The following is a 16,747-nucleotide window of genomic DNA, read 5'->3' on the forward strand; positions in this document are numbered from 1 at the left end:
GACAGGTGGTGTTCCTTTCGGGGCGGGGGAGTGGGGGCGCGGCTCGGCCGGGCCCACCGAGGACGCTTCGAGCTCCTCGGTTCAGCGTTCGACGAAGTCCCAGTAGCGGGAGATCGTGGCTTCGTCGAGGTCCGGGATCGGGACCGCCAGGTCCCGCAGCCGCTGAAGCGTCCTGTCGTTGTCGAACTCCAGGAATGGCTCCTGTGGGTCCGGTGCGCTCCTCGCGTGCTCTTCGAGCTGGTCCAGGTAGGGCAGGATCGGCAGGTCCTGGCCGCGTGCGCTCGCGCGCCGCAGACGGTGCAGCCACTCGGTGAGCGGGACCGGTTCGGAGACCGTTCCACGCATCCGGTCGTGCCCGCTCATGAAGGAACCGGCTCCGACCCTGCGCGGGTGGTGGAGATGGTGCACACGAGCGGTTTTGGTCCCGGTCAGGACCAGCTCCACGACGGCGCGGGCCAGGACGTCCACGGGGAGCAGCGCTTCCTCCAGATCCGGTCCGACCGGATGGCAGCCGAGCGCGGCGCAACTGGTGAGCAGCCGGGAGAACATGTCGTCGGCGCTGACGGCACCGGTGGAGGTGTGCGCCCAGATCCGGCCGAGCCGGTGGATGGCGCCGGTGGCCCCCCGCTCGAAGGCGCGCTCCACGAGCCGGTCCGCGACCCATTTGCTGGCCGCGTACCCATTCCCGTACGGGTGCTTCTCACCGCCGATCGGTGAATCCTCCGTGACCAGCCGGGGGCCCTGGCCGGGTCCGAACACACCGAGAGTCGACAGGTGGTGGAACGTCTTCGGCCGGCCCTCGGCGGCCAGGCGCAGCAGGGTCCGGGTGCCCTCCACGTTAGCCGGTTTGAGCCGGGTGTACGGCAAGAGGTGATGGACGTGTGCGCCGCTGTGGACGATCGTGTCGACCCGCTCGCGCAGTGCCGACCAGCCGGCCGCGTCGAGACCGAGGTCCACCGCCGCCAGGTCTCCCCGGACGATGTTCAGGCGCGGGAGGTCCGGCGTCGGCCCGAGGTCGATGCCGTAGCGCCGCATGACCTCGGCCAGCCGTTCGCCCGCCTCGGCGTCGGTCCGGGCGCGGACGAGGCAGTGCACCCGCGCCGATGTCCGGTGCAGCAGTTCGGCCAGGAGGAAGGCGCCGACGAACCCCGTGGCCCCGGTCAGCAGAATCTCCCGGGGGCCATCGGTATGCGGTACTTCGGCGGACGCTCCGGCGGACGCGACGGACGCGAAGCGCAAGGCGGGACTCAGCTCGGCCTCCGAGTCCGGCACCCACGACGCGGCGTGCGGGCCGCCCTCCGTCAGACGGCGGGCCAGGCCCGCCGGGGTCGGCGCTTCGAGCAGCGCCGACAGACCGAAGCGGACCGCCAGCGTCTCACCGATGCGGCCGGCCAGACGGACGGCGAGCAGGGAGTGACCGCCCAGCGCGAAGAAGTCGTCGTCGGCGGAGACTTCGGGGACCCCCAGCACCTCGGCGAACAGCCCGCACAGCAGCGCTTCCTGCTCGGTCCGCGGCGCCCGGCCGGTACCGGCGGCGGTGTCGGGCGGCGCCGGCAGCGCCTTGCGGTCGAGCTTGCCGTTGGCGTTCAGCGGGAGCCCGTCGACCTCGACGAACGCGGACGGTACGAGGTGGGCGGGGAGGACGGCGGCGAGCCGGGCCTTCAACTCCTCGACCGCCGGCAGTGTCTCGGCGACGAGGTACGCCACCAGCCGCTGATCGCCCGGACGGTCCTCGCGGGCGATCACGGCGGCTCGGGCCACCCCGTCGATCGCGGTCAGCGCGGTCTCGATCTCGCCGGGCTCGATCCGGTAGCCCCGGATCTTGACCTGGTCGTCGACGCGTCCGGCGTACTCCAGCACCCCGGCACGGTTCCAGCGGGCCCGGTCGCCCACCCGGTACATCCGGGTGCCGGGCGGACCGTACGGGTCGGCGACGAAGCGCTCGGCACTCTGGCCGGGCCGCCCGGCATAGCCGCGGGAGAGGCCGGTGCCGGCGAGGTACAGCTCGCCCCACACACCGTCGGGGACGGGCTGGAGACGGTCGTCGAGCACATAGACGTGCGCGCCCGCGATGGGGCGGCCGATGGGTACCGGCCCCGCGGCGAGGTCGTCGTCCGGTTCGAGCCGGTGGACGACGCAGCCGACGGTCGCCTCGGTCGGGCCGTACTCGTTGATCACCACTGCCTTGGGGTGCCGCTCGCGCCATGCCCGCAGGGCACTGCCGTCGAGTGCCTCGCCGCCGATGACCAGGGTGCGGGCGTCGCTGACGCGGTCGGGCAGCGACTCCAGCAGCCGTAGATGACTCGGGGTGACCTTGAGCAGGTCGGGGGTGGGGGTGTCCTCGTCCAGGTCCCCGAACCGCACCCGGCCGCCCGTGATCAGCGGCGTGAACAGTGTGGTCACCGGCATGTCGAAGGCGAGGGAGGTGTGGACCAGCGACTCGCCCGACGCGGCCGGGTACATCGCCGCGGCCTCGCGCAAGTAGGCGGCGAGCGAGCCGTGTTCGACGACCACTCCCTTCGGGTGGCCGGTCGAGCCGGACGTGTAGATCAGGTAGGCGGCCTGGCGGTGGTGGACCCGGACGCCCGGGGCGGCGTCCGCGCCGGTGTCCGGGACGGCGGCCAGCGCGTCCTCGTCGAGGACGATCGTGGCGCCCGCGTCGGCGATGAGGGCGTCGATCCGCGCCCGCGGGTTGGCCGGGTCGATGGGCAGGTAGGCGGCCCCGGTCTTGAGGACCGCGAGCAGCGCCACGATCACCTCGGGGCGGCGCGGAAGCACCACGGCGACGACGGTCTCCGGCCCGGCCCCGAGCGTGACCAGGTGCCGGGCCAGCCGGTCGGCGCGGCGGTTCAGCTCGGCGTACGTCAGCTCGGTGCCGTGCGGGAGGCCCGCACCGTCCGCGACGACGGCCACGGCGTGCGGGGTGCGCGCGGCCTGCTCCTCGAACATCTCCGGCAGCGAGGCCCCGGGCAGCGAGGCCTCCGGCAGTGAGCCGTCGGGCAGCGGGCGGGCGGTTCCGGCGCGTCCGGCGAGCGTGTCCTCGCGTTCGGCGCAGGTGAGCAGAGGCAGGCTGTGCAGGGGGCGGGCCGGGTCGGCCGTCACCTCCTCCAGCAGGCGCAGGTAGCGGGCGGCGACGCTCTCGGCGGTGGCGCGGTCGAACAGGTCCGAGGCGTACTCGACCCATCCGGACCAGCCGCCCTCGCCGTTCTCGGCGAACATCAGTGACAGGTCGAACTTGGACCGGTCGCCCGGTACGTCCCCGACGGCCACCTCCAGGCCGGGCAGCGTGGGAACGACCGTCCTCTGATTGACCGTCAGCATGACCTGGAACAGCGGGTGCCGGGAGCGTGAGCGCGCCGGGTTGAGGACCTCGACGAGCCGCTCGAAGGGCACGTCGGTGTGGTCGTACGCCGCCACGTCGGTCGCGCGCACCCGGTCGAGGAGTTCCTCGAACGTGGGGTCGCCGGAGGTGTCGACGCGCAGGACCAGCGTGTTGGCGAAGAGTCCGACGAGGCCTTCGAGCGCGGTGTCCGGGCGGCCCTCGACGGGTGTTCCGAGCACGATGTCGTCGCCGGCGCCGAGTCGGCTGAGGAGGGTGACGAGCGTGGCGTGGAGCACCATGAAGGCGCTGGCGCCCCGGTCCCGGCCGAGCGCGTCGGCGCGGCGGCGCAGGGCGGCCGGCACCGTGAAGGGCACCATGCCGCCGCGGTGGGAGGCGACGGCCGGCCGGGGCCGGTCGGTGGGCAGCTCGATCTGGTCGGGGATCCCGGCCAGTTCCCTCGTCCAGAAGTCGACCCGGTCCGCGGGCAGTTCCCGCTCCCACAGCGCGTAGTCGGCGTACTGGACGGGCAGCGGGGCCCAGTCGGGGGTGCGGCCCGAGCGTCGGGCGGCGTAGGCCGTGGAGAGGTCCTCGGCGAGGGGCCGCATGGATGTGCCGTCGCCCGCGATGTGGTGCAGGAGCAGCAGCAGCGCGTGTGCGCGGTCGCCGTCGGTGAAGAGCGTGGCGCGGATGGGCAGTTGGTGGTCGAGGGCGAACGGCACCCGGGCGGCCTGATCCAGGCCCGCGGTGAAGTCGCCCGGGTCCAACGACCGGGTCACGAAGGGCGGTTCGGTGTCGACGACGACCTGGTGCGGTCCGTCCGGCCCTTCCGCGATCACCGTGCGCAGTACCTCGTGGCGCCCGACCAGATCACCGAAGGCGTCGCGCAAGGCGTCCGGGTCGAGCGCGCCGGTCATGCGCAGGACGACGGGGATGGTGTAGGCCGGCGCCTGGTCGTCGAGCCGGTCGAGGAACCACATCCGCCGTTGTGCCGCCGACAGCGGTATCCGCTCGGGCCGTTCGCGCCGGACGAGAAGGGGGCGGGAGGCGTGCGTCGGCCGTTGTGACAGCAGTTCGGCGAGGGCGGCGACGGTCGGGTGCTCGAAGACCTCCCGGATGGACAGCTCGGTGCCGAGGCCGTCCCGGACGCGGTTGACCAGCCGTGCGACGAGCAAGGAGTGACCGCCGAGGCGGAAGAAGTCGTCGTCGGCTCCCACGTCGGGCACGCCCAGGACGGCGGCGAAGAGGTCCGCCACGCGCCGCTCCGTGCCCTCGGCGGGCGGCCGGCCCGAGCCCTGGGGGCTCAGGTCCGGGGCGGGCAGCGCCTTGCGGGCGATCTTGCCGTTGGCGGTCAGCGGCAGGGTCTCCAGCACGACGAAGGCGGCGGGGACCATGTAGTCGGGCAGGGCTCGCGCGGCGGCGGCGCGCAGGGCGGCCGGGTCCGCCGGACGGTCCGGCTCCGGGACGACATAGGCGACGAGGCGCTTGTCCCCGGGGCTGTCCTCGCGGACCACTACGGCGGCCGCGTCGATGCCGGGCTGGGCCGTCAGGACGGCCTCCACCTCGCCGAGTTCGATGCGGAAGCCGCGGATCTTCACCTGGTCGTCGACCCGGCTGACGAACTCCAGCAGTCCCGCGGCCGTCCAGCGGGCCAGGTCGCCGGTGCGGTACATCCGGGATCCGGGCGGGCCGTACGGGTTGGCGACGAAGCGTCCGGCGGTCAGGCCGGGGCGGCCGTGGTAGCCGCGGGTGACGAGGTCGCCGGCGACATACAACTCGCCCGCGGTGCCGACGGGCGCCGGGCGCAGCAGGGCGTCCAGCACATACATCCGGGTGTTCCAGGCGGGTGTGCCGATGGTGATGACGCCGGGTGGGACGGGAGCGCCGGGTTCGATGCGGAAGAGGCTGCAACCGATGGTGGTCTCGGTGGGGCCGTACTCGTTGAGGACGGTCACCCCGGGGTGACGGGCGCGCCAGGCGTCCAGCACGTCGCCGAGCAACGACTCACCGCCGAGGACGAGTTGGCCACCCGGCGAGTACTCCTCGGGCACCGCCCCGAGCAGGTGCAGATGGCTGGGGGTGGCCTTCACGAAGTCGGGCCGGGTGACGTGGGCGTCCGGGTCGGGTCCGCTGGATGTCCAGCGGACCAGTTCCACGGTGCCGCCGGAGATCAGCGGGCCGAACATGCCGGTGGCGGTGAGGTCGAAGGAGACCGGCGAATGCACCAGCACACGGCGGCGCAGGCTCGCGTACTCGGCCGTCGCCCAGGCCAGGTAGGAGACGAGCGAGCGGTGTTCGACGACGACCGCCTTGGGGCGCCCGGTCGAGCCCGAGGTGAAGATGACGAACGCGGCGTGCTCGGGCCGGCGGACCACCTCGGTGAGCGGGCCGGACGGCTGCTCCGCGAGCGCTGGATCGTTCGCGAGTACGACAGCGGCGTCCGTCAACGACCGTACGAGAGGGGCCAGTTCAGTGGTGGTGACCACCGCGACCGGCGCGATGTCGCTCAGCATGAAGGCGAGTCGCTCGGCCGGGTGTCCCGGGTCCAGCGGCAGATAGCCGGCCCCCGCCTTCAGGGCCGCCAGCAGGGTCACCGGGATGTTCTCGCAGACCGGCATCAGGACGGCGACGTACCGCTCGGGACCGGCACCGAGGGCGGTCAGGTGCCGGGCCAACCGGTCGGCGCGGGTGTCGAGTTCGGCGTACGACAGCTCGGTCGTACCGAAGACGACCGCGGGGGCGTCCGGCGTACGGACCGCCTGGGCTTCGATCAGGTCGGTGAGGGTCTGTGACGGCACCTCGTGGTCGGTGGCGTTCCAGTCGGTGAGCAGCAGGCGGCGTTCCGCCTCGTCCACGACGTCGAACTCCCGCAGCGGGCGGTCCGGTTCGGCGACGACGTCGGTGAGCAGCCGGGTGAAGCGTTCCGCGATCCGGGCGGCCGAGTCGCGGTCGAACAGGTCGGTGGCGTACTCCAGGAGTCCGCTCACCCCGCCTTCCGGCCGCTCGGTCAGGAAGAACGACAGATCGAACTTGGCGGCCGGCGAGGCCACCGGCTGCACGCGCGCCGACAGTCCGGGCAGGTCGACGGCGAGGTCGAGAGCCGCCTGCTGGTCGGCGTTGCTGAAGTTCAGGCCGGTCTGGAACAGCGGGTGCCGGGCGGTGGAGCGCACCGGGTTGACCGTTTCCACGACCCGCTCGAAGGGGACGTCCTGGTGGGCGTAGGCGGCGAGGTCGGCGGCCCGCACCCGGCGCAGCACCTCGGTGAAGGCGGGGTCGCCGGTCAGGTCGGTGCGCAGGACGAGGTTGTTGGCGAAGAAGCCGACGAGCGGGGCCAGCGCCTCGTCGGTGCGGTTCGCGATCGGTGAGCCGATGACGATGTCGTCACCGGCGCCGAGCCGGTGCAGCAGGGCGGCGAGGGCGGCGTGCACGACCATGAAGACGGTTGTGTGGTGCGCGCGGGCGAGCCGGACCATGGCCTGGTGGACGTCGGGTGCGACGGCGAAGGGCACCGTGGCGCCGCGGTGGGTGGGGACGGCGGGTCGGGGCCGGTCGAAGGGCAGCTCCAGCTGCTCGGGCAGCCCCGCGAGCGTGCTCCGCCAGTGGTCGAGCTGGCGGAACAGGACACTGTCCGGCTCGTCGGCCGAGCCCAGCGTCCGCCGCTGCCACACCGCGAAGTCGGCGTACTGGACGGGCAGTTGACCCCAGCCCGGCTCGTGTCCCTGGGCGCGCGCCGCGTAGGCGGTGGTGAGGTCGCGGGCGAGCGGGGCCATGGAGGCGCCGTCACCGGCGATGTGGTGCAGGACGAGGAGGAGGACGTGTTCGTGCGCGCCGAGGTCGAACAGGGTGGCACGGAGCGGGGGTTGGGCGCTGAGATCGAACGGGGTGCGGACGGCCTCCGCCAGCCGTTCGGCGAGCCCCTCCTCGTCCACGGCGACGACACTCAGCGGCGGCACGGACGGCAGGACGATCTGGTGGGGCCCCTGTGCGTCCTCCGCGAAGACCGTGCGCAGCGCTTCGTGCCGGAACGCCAGGTCGTCCAGGGCGGCGCCGAGCGCGGCGACGTCGAGGTCGCCGGTCAGCCGGAGCGCGACGGGCAGGTTGTACGTCGGGGAGGGGCCCTCGAAGCGGTGCAGGAACCAGAGCCGTTCCTGGGCGTACGACAGCGGGAGGCGGCCCACGCGCGGCTGCGCCGTGAGACCGGAGCGACGTGGGCCGCCGGCGCCGAGCCGGGTCGCGAGCTTCGCCACGGTCGTCGCCTCGAACAGCACCGACAGTTCGAGGTCGGTGTCGAGGGCGGCGCGGATACGGCCGGCCAGCCGGGCCACCAGGAGAGAGTGACCGCCGAGCGCGAAGAAGTCGTCGTCCACGGAGACCTCGGCCAGGCCGAGCACCTCGGCGAACAGACCGCACAGGATCTCCTCCTGCGGGGTGCGCGGTCCGCGCCCGCCGGTGTGCGCGAGGTCGGGGACCGGGAGCGCCTTGCGGTCGAGCTTGCCGTTCGGGGTGAGCGGCAGGACCTCCAGGGAGATGAGCTGGGCCGGGACCATGTACTCGGGCAGCCGGGCGGCGAGCCGGTCGCGCAGGGCGTCGGCGTCGAGCGGGACACCCGGGTCGGCGGGGACGACGTATCCGACGAGCCACTGGCCGTGGACGGCGGCCGCCGCCCGGACGACGGCCGGGTGGTCGGCCAGGGCGTCCTCGATCTCGCCGAGCTCGACCCGGAAGCCGCGGAGTTTGACCTGGTCGTCGGCGCGGCCCAGGTACTCCAGCTCGCCGTCCGCCGTCCAGCGCGCCAGGTCACCGGTGCGGTACATGCGCGAGCCGGGCGGCCCGTAGGGGCTCGCGACGAACCGTTCGGCGGTCAGGGCGGGCCGGTCGAGGTAGCCGCGCGCGAGCTGGACGCCCTCGCAGTACAGCTCACCCGGCACACCCGGTGCGACGGGGGACAGGCCGGCGTCGAGGACGTACATGCGGGTGTTGGGGACGGGCCCGCCGATCAGCACGGTCTCGGGGTCCGGGCCGGCCGGCCAGGTGGTGACGTCGACGGCGGCCTCGGTGGGGCCGTAGGCGTTCAGGAGCACGGCGTCGGTGTCCTGGTGGAAGCGCCGGACCAGTTCGGCGGGCAGTGCCTCGTCGCCGGAGACGACCAGGCGCACCGAGTCCGGCAGCCGGGCCTCGGCGAGGTAGGCGCCCAGCATCGAGGAGCTGAGGTGGACGACCGAGACACGCTCCTCGCGCATCAGCCGTTCCAGATGGAGCGGGTCGCGATGGCCCTCCGGGCGGGCGACCACGAGGGTGCCGCCGTGGGTGAGGGTCCAGAACACCTCCCACACCGACACGTCGAAACTCACCGGCGTGGACTGCAAAACCCGCTCTGCGGGCGCCAGTTCGTGGTCGCGCTGCATCCACCACAGGCGGTTGCCCATGCCGGTGTACGTGTTGACGGTGCCCTTGGGGCGGCCGGTGGAGCCGGAGGTGTAGATGACGTAGGCGGAGTTCTCGCCGCGGACCGGCACCCGCGGGTTCTCCTCGGACTTCCCGCCGTCGGGGCCGATCCGGTCGAAGCCGTCCACGTCCCGGTCGGAGACGAGCAGGGTCGCGCCGGAGTCGGCGAGGATGTACGCGATGCGGTCGGCGGGGTAGCCCGTGTCGATGGGCACGTACGCGGCACCCGCCTTGAGCACCGCCCACAGGGCCACGATCAGGTCCACGGAGCGCGGCAGCATCACCGCGACCCGTGACTCGGGGCCCACCCCACGCCGGCGCAGGGAGCGTGCCAGACCGTTGACCCGGGCGTTCAGCGCGCCGTAGGTGACGCGCTCGCCCTCGAAGAGGACGGCCTCGGCATCCGGGGCCTGCGCCTCGAAGCGCTCCACGATCGAACGCCGGTCGTTCCAGGCCACAGTGGTGTCGTTCCAGCCGTCCAGGACCCGTGCGCGGTCCTCGGCGCCGAGCACGTCCACCTCGGACACCCGTCGTGTCGGATCGGCGGTGACGCTCTCGAGCACGCGGACGAAGCGGGTGGCGAAGCTCTCCGCGGTCCGGCGGTCGTAGAGGTCGGTGGCGTACTCCAGGCGGCACAGCAGACCGCCGCCGTCGTGGACATGGCAGTCGAAGTGCACGTCGAACTTGGCGGTGCCGCTGGTCACCGGGCCCGGGTCGGCGGTCACACCGGGCAGGTCGAAGCGGGCCTCGCCGAGATCCAGCCAGGCCAGCATCACCTGGAAGAAGGCGTGCCGGGAGCGGGACCGCTCCGGGTTCAGCTCCTCCACCAGCCGCTCGAACGGCACGCCCTGGTGGGCATAGGCGGCCAGGCCGGTCTCCCTGACCCGGACCAGCAGATCCTCGAAGGCCGGGTCACCGGAGGTGTCCATGCGGTAGACGAGGGTGTTGATGAACACGCCGACCACGTCGTCGAGGACCGAGTCGGGCCGGTCGGCGATCACCCCGCCGAGCGGGATGTCCTCACCCGCGCCGAGCCGGGTCAGCAGCAGGGAGACGGCGGCCTGGAGGACCATGAAGGGGGTCGTGCGGGTGCGTCCGGCCAGGTCCAGCATCCGCTGGTACAGCTCCGGGCCGACCGAGAACTCCACGTGGTCGCCGCGGTGGGTGGCCACCGCCGGGCGCGGCCGGTCGCCGGGGAAGGTGACCTCGGGCGGCAGCGCGTCGAGGTGCTCCTTCCAGTAGGCGATCTGGCGCGGCAGATCCGCCGCGAGCGTCTGCCGCTGCCAGATCGCGAAGTCCTGGTACTGGACGGTCAGTTCGGGGAAGTCCGGCGGGTTGCCGGCGAGCCGGGCCCGGTAGGCGGCGGACAGGTCCTCCGCGAGCGGACGCAGCGAGGCTCCGTCGGTGGCGATGTGGTGCACGACCAGCAGCAGGACGTGGGTGTCCGGTCCGAGCGGGTAGAGGGTGGCCCGCAGCGGCACGTCACAGGTCAGGTCGAAGGGGCGGGCCGCGGACGCGGCTAGGTCGGGGGCGGGCCCCGCGTCGCGTACGACCTCCATGGCGAAGCCGGTGTCCGGGGGCAGGACGACCTGGTACGGCCCCTCGGGGTCCTCCAGATACAGGGTGCGCAGCGCCTCGTGGCGGGCGACGAGGTCGGCGAGCGCGGCGCCGAGCACGTCCGCGTCGAGCGGACCGTCGAGGCGGATCTGGATCGGGACGTTGTACGTCCCCGAGGCGCCCTGGAGCCGCTGGAGGAACCACATGCGTTCCTGGGCGAAGGACAGCGGGACCCGGTCGGGCCGCTCCTCGGCCGTGATGCGCTTGGCCTGCGGGGCCAGTCGGGTCAGCCGTTCGGCGACCCCCGCGACGGTCGGCCCGGAGAAGACGTCGCGCAAGGACAGGTCGACGCCGAACTCGTCGCGCACCCGGTGGACGAGGCGGATCATCAGGATCGAGGTGCCGCCGAGGGCGAAGAACTCGTCGTGGACGCCGACCTGTTCGACGCCGAGGACGTCGGCGACGATGGCACACAGCGTGCGTTCCTCCGGTGAACGGGGCTCGCCGCCCGCGAGGGCGACAGTGGGCTTCACGGGAGTGTCGGGTGCGCAGATCCCGGTGAGCGGCAGCCGGTCCGCGTCGCCCCGCACGGCCAACTCACCGGCCAGGACGTCGAGTCCGGCCGCGGCGGTGCCGGCCAGGTCGGCGAGTCGGGCGGCGATGCGCTCGACAGCCGCCGTGTCGAAGGCACCGGTGAGATGGGAGAACCTCAGCCGCAGCCGCTTCCCGGGGAAGACGGACAGGCTCAGCGGGTAGTGGGTGCGCTCGACGAGTTCGGCGTGGGCCAGGCGCAGTCCGCCGGCCTCGATGCCGTCGCCCATCGGGTAGTTCTCGAAGGCGACGATGGTGTCGAACAGTGCCTCGAAGCCGGACGCACGGGTCAGCTGCGCCAGTGAGGCCTGCTGATGGGCGTCGAGCGAGCGCTGCTCGTGCTGGAGCCGGGACAGCAGCCCCGCCAGCGGTTCGCCCCGGTCGATCCGCACCCGGACCGGCAGTGTGTTGACGAACAGGCCGACCATCGACTCCGCGCCCGGCAGCTCGGGCGGGCGACCGGAGACGGTGGCGCCGAACACGACGTCGTCCCGTCCGGTGAAGGCGCTCAGTACCAGGCCCCACAGGCCCTGTACAACGGTGTTCAGGGTGAGCCGGTGCGCACGGGCCGTCGCCGACAGGGCCTCGGTGAGTGCCTCCGACAGCACCAGTTCATGGCTGCCGTGTCCGCCGCGGGCGCCGTCGGCGGGGGCGAGGAGCGTGGGCGCGGCCAGGTCGGTGAGGTACGCGCGCCACGCCCGGGCGGACGCCTCACGGTCCGTGTGGTGAACCCAGCTGAGGTAGTCGCGGTACGGGGCGGCGGGCGGCAGTTGGGAGCCGCCGTACAGGCTGAACAGCTCACGGACCAGCAGCGGCAGCGACCAGCCGTCCAGCAGGAGGTGATGGTGGGTCAGGACGAGACGGTTCCCGAGGGCGGTGAACCGCAGCAGGGGCGGCCGCATGACGCTGAAGCCGCGTGTCCGGTCGCGGGCGAGGAACGCCTCCATGTCGTCCTCGTCGCGCTCCTCCCAGTCCACCTTGACGTCGGCGGGGACGACCTGGACGGGGGCGCCGGCCGGGCGGCTGCGGAAGGCGGCGCGCAGCTGGGGGTGGCGGTGCAGCAGCGCGGTGGCGGCGGCCCGCATCCGCCCGGTGTCGAAGCCGCCGTCGATCTCCAGGACCAGCTGGCCGACATAGGGGTCGTCGGCGTCGTACAGTGCGAGGAAGAGCAGGCCCTCCTGGAGCGGGGAGAGCGGCAGCACGTCGGCGGCGCCGCGGAACCGGTCCAGTTCCTCCTGGGTGATCCGGACCAGGGGTACGTCGGAGACGGTGAGTCCGCCTCGGGTGTGGACGGCGAGTTCGGCGAGGGCCGTGGTCCACGCCTCGGCGAGGGCGCGGACCTCGGACTCCGTGAGGACGCCCGGGGGGTAGGTCCACTCGGCGGTGAGCCGGCCGTCGCGGACGTGGGTGTCGATCTGGAGGGTGTGGGTGAGCGCGAGGCCGTCGTCGGCGAGGAGTTCCACGGCCGTCGCGTCGTCGGCGAGCCGCCAGCCGCCGAGGTCCTGCGGCTCCAGGCGACCCAGGTAGTTGAAGGAGATCTGGGGTGCGGGCAGACCGGTGAGACGGTCGCGGAGCAGGTCGTGACCGCGGCCGCCGTGCGGGACGGCGCGGAGCTCTTCCTTGGTGCGCTTGAGCAGGGCGGGGCCGGTGTCGGTGCCGGATCCGAGGCGGACCGGGTGGATACGGGTGAACCAGCCGACGGTGGTCGACAGGTCCATGCCGTCGGGGAGATGGTCGCGTCCGTGACCCTCCAGATCGACCAGGACCGGTCCCTCGCCCCGGTGACGCTGTACGGCGGCCGAGAGCGCGGCGAGGAGGATGTCGTCCGGCCCCGCCCGGTAGGCGGCGGCCAGTGTGGTCAGCAGGGTGTCGGTGAGTTCCGCCGGGACGGTGACGGTGATCGAGCGGGCGGTGCCGTGCACGTCCTGGGCGGGGTCGAGTGGGCGGGCGCCGAGGACGGGTTCGGGGGTGGACAACAGGTCGGTCCACAGCGGGAGTTCGTCGTCGGGAGCCCGGAGGTGGCCGGCCCAGCCGCGCAGGGAGGTGCCGACCGGGGACAGCTCGCCGTCCGCGAGGGCCTCGGCGAGATCGCTCAGCAGGATGCGCCAGGACACGCCGTCAACGACCAAGTGGTGCAGGACGAGCAGCAGTCGGCCGGAGTCGAACCACACGGCCCGGACCATCGAGCCGTCCTCGGGCGACAGTGCGCGGCGGGCGGCCTCCTTGTGCGCGGCCACGTCCTCGTCCCGGGCGCGGGTCAGACAGTCCACGGCCCGTACGGCGCCCACGGGCCGGATGTGCCGGCCGCGCATGCGCAGGGCGTCGTGCCGGTCCAGGACGCGTTGCAGGGCCCCACCGAGTCGGTCGTACGACAGGCCGGGCCGGGCGGTGAGGAGGAGGGACTGGGCGAAACCGGTGGTGGGTCCGCCGCGTTCGGCGAGACGCCGGGCCATCGGTGTCTGGGGGAGCTCGCCGACCGGGTCGTCCTCGACGGTCGCGGGCGCCGGTGCCGTGGTCGCCGCGGTGGCGAGGCGGGCGACGGTCGGGTGGTCGAAGACGTCCTGCGGGGTGAGGTTGAGGCCTTGGCGGCGGGCCCGGCTGACCAGCTGGATGGCGTGGATGCTGTCCGCGCCGAGGGCGAACAGGTCGTCGTCCACGCCCAGTTCGGGGCGGTTCAGCAGGTCGGCGGCGAGGGCGTGCAGGGTGTGCTCGGGGAGGGTGCGGGGTGCACGGCCGCCGACCGGGCGGGTGGGGGCGGGCAGGGCGCGGCGGTCGGCCTTGCCGTTGGGGGTCAACGGGATCGACGGCAGGACGAGCACGCTGACCGGCACCATGTGGGCGGGCAGCAGGGCCGCCAGGTGCGTCCGGGGGTCGGTCTGCGGAGTCCCGGTCACATAGCCGACCAGCTGCCGGGCACCGGCCGCGGAGTCGTGGACGAGGACTACGGCCTGCGTGACGCCGGGCACCGCGGCCAGCACGGCCTCGACCTCGGCCGGCTCCACCCGCTGACCGTTGATCTTGATCTGGTCGTCGGCGCGTCCGACGAACTCCAGGTCTCCGTCCGTGCGTCGGCGCACCAGGTCCCCGGTGCGGTACATACGGCTGCCGGCCGGGCCATGGGGGTCGGCGACGAACCGTTCGGCGGTCTGGCCGGGCCGGTCGAAGTAGCCGCGGGCCAGCTGGACGCCCGCGAGGTACAGCTCGCCGGTGAAGCCGTCCGGGACCGGCTGGAGGGCCGGGTCGAGCACATAGGCGCGGGAGGCGCGGGTGGGGGTGCCGATGGTGACGGGCACGCCGGGGGCGCAGGCGTGGGAGGTGGCGGTCACCGAGAACTCGGTGGGGCCGTAGGAGTTGTGCAGCCGGGCGCCGCACTCGCGGTGGAAGCGTTCGGCGAGCCCGGCGGGCAGGGCCTCGCCGCCGCAGCTGACCATGCGCAGGGAGTCCACGGGCAGGTACGCGTCGAGGAAGGGGCCCAGCATCGCCGGGACGAAGTGGATGACGGTGACCCGCTCGTCGCGGACCAGGCGGGCCAGATAGGCCGGGTCACGGTGCCCGTCGGGGCGGGCGACGACAAGGGTCGCGCCACGGGTGAGGGTCCAGAAGACCTCCCACACCGACACGTCGAACCCGACCGGCGTCTTGTGCACGACCCGGTCCGCCGCGGTCAGCCGGTACTCGTCCTGCATCCAGGCCAGCATGTTGGTGATGCCGGCGTGGGTGACGACGACGCCCTTGGGGCGGCCTGTGGTGCCCGAGGTGTGGATGACGTACGCGGCGTGGTCCCCCCGCGGGACGACGCCGGGATTCGAGTCGGGCTCGCCCTCGCCGAGGATCCGTACGTTCTCCTCGTCGAGCACGAAGGAGGCGCGGGCGTCGGCGAGGATGTAGGCGATCCGCTCGGCCGGGTAGCCGGTCTCGACGGGCACGTACGCGGCGCCGGTCTTGAGCACCGCCCACAGCGCGACGATCAGGTCCACCGAGCGCGGCAGTCGTACGGCCACCCGTGACTCCGGTCCCACGCCGCGTCGGCGCAGGGCGTGCGCGAGTCGGTTCACGCGTGCGTGGAGCCGGCCGTACGTCAGACGCTCGCCCTCGACGACCAGGGCCTCGGCGGCCGGGTCCTGGGCCTCGAACAGCTCCACCAGCGATCTCGGGTCGGTCGTGTGGTCGCTGGTTCGGTGGGCGTGGAAGCGCTCCCGCTGCGGGTCGGAGAGCAGGTCGAGGGCGCCGACGGGCCGTTCGGGGTGCTCGGTGGCGGTGGTCAGGAGGCGGGCGAAGCGGTCACGGTGGGCGGCGGCCGTCTCGGGGGTGAAGCGGCCGGGGTGGGTGTTGACGGTGAGCTCGATGCCGTCGCCGGCCTCGGGATCGCCGTACGCGTGCAGGGCGAGGTCGCGGACGGGGCCGGAGGCCAGCTGGTGGGCCTCGGCCTGGACGGTCCCGAAGGGGAGGCGGGCGGCGGCGAAGGAGAGGACGTTCAGGGACGGGCCGTTCAGGGTGCCCGGGTGGGCGGTGGCGGCGAGGTCGCGACGGAGTTCGTCGTGCGGATAACGCTGGTGGCGGGTGGCCTCGGCCAGTCGGGCGGCGACCCGGTCGAGCAGTTCGGTGAAGGTCGTCGCGCCGTCGACAGGGATCCGCAGCGGGATGTCGTTGACGAGCATGGCGGGGGTCGCCAGCGCGTGCGGGCTGAGGCGTGCGGCCATGAACACGCGGACGAGGACGTCGTGGGCGCCGGTGACGCGGTGGGTGTGGGCGGCCATGGCGGCGATCACCGGCAGCGACCAGCGGGACCCGGCCAGGCAGCGCACGCGCAGAGCGCTCTCCTCGGGCAGCCGGAGCTTCGCGCCGGGCAGGCTGGGCGCGAGTCCCGTGGCTCCGGCGCCGAGCTCGGTGGACTCGGGCAGGTCGGCGAACTCACGCCGCCAGTAGGCGCCGTCACGCTCGTGCCGGGCGGAGCCCAGGTAGGCGTGCTCCTCGGCCAGGACCTCGGCGAGGGTGCCGAAGCCGCTCACGGGCGGCTGCTCGCCCGCCGCCAGGGCCGTGTAGAAGGCCAGCACACGGCGGCAGTGCAGGACCTGTCCGTAGCCGTCGAGGAGGATGTGGTGGTAGCGGAAGTGGAACCAGTACCGGTCGGGGCCGAGCCGCAGCAGGGTGTGGCGGAACAGCCGGTTGCCGGTGAGCGGGACGAGACGGGACTGGTCGGCGTCGATCCAGGCGCGGGCGGCGCCGGCCGGGTCCGGCTCGCCGCTGAGGTCGAGATGGCCCAACTCCCCGGTGATGGAAGGGTCGACGACCTGTCGAGCCGCTTCAGCGCCCTCGCCGTCGGCCTCGTGGAAGCGGACCCGCAGCGCCTCGGTCTCCGCCACGGCCTGTTCGACCGCACGTGTCAGCAGGGCGCGGTCGACGGAGCCGGGGACGTCGTAGTAGATGCCGCAGGTGTACAGGGGGCTGTCGGGGGAGAGGCGCTGGGCGACCCACACGCCTTGCTGGGCCGCTGTGAGCGGTAGCGCAGTGTTCATGGTCAGGCCTGCTTCTCGCTCGTGCGTGCCGTCTCGGACCGCCCGCCGAGCAGCTCGGACAGGGCTTCGCTCAGCGCGTCGACCGTCGGGTGGTCCCAGGTCAGGGCATCGTCGACGGTCACCTCGAACTCGTCCTCGATGTCGGCGGTGATGGCCAGCGCCGTCAGGGAGTCCAGCCCGTAGTCGGCCAGCGGCACGGACGTGTCGATGTCCTTGGGCGCACGGCGCAGATACGTGGCCACACGCTCGGTCAGCCAGGTGTGCACGTCGCTGTTGCCAGTGGTCATGAGGGGGGTTCGCTTTCTTGGACGGAGGATGG

General features: G+C 73.2%; 2 protein-coding genes. Both read right to left on the reverse strand.

Features of this window, described 5'->3' with window-relative positions; genetic code table 11:
• Positions 1-81: 81 nt before the first annotated feature.
• Positions 82-16,428, reverse strand: coding sequence for a non-ribosomal peptide synthetase (locus OG866_RS42680; RefSeq protein WP_329343241.1), 16,347 nt, complete (start codon positions 16,426-16,428; stop codon positions 82-84).
• 2 nt (positions 16,429-16,430) lie between these two features.
• A complete protein-coding gene (locus OG866_RS42685; protein WP_329343242.1) occupies positions 16,431-16,715 on the reverse strand; it encodes an acyl carrier protein in 285 nt (94 codons plus the stop codon).
• Positions 16,716-16,747 lie beyond the last annotated feature (32 nt).

Origin of the sequence: Streptomyces sp. NBC_00663, assembly GCF_036226885.1 — a bacterium.
Classification (GTDB): Bacteria; Actinomycetota; Actinomycetes; order Streptomycetales; family Streptomycetaceae; genus Streptomyces.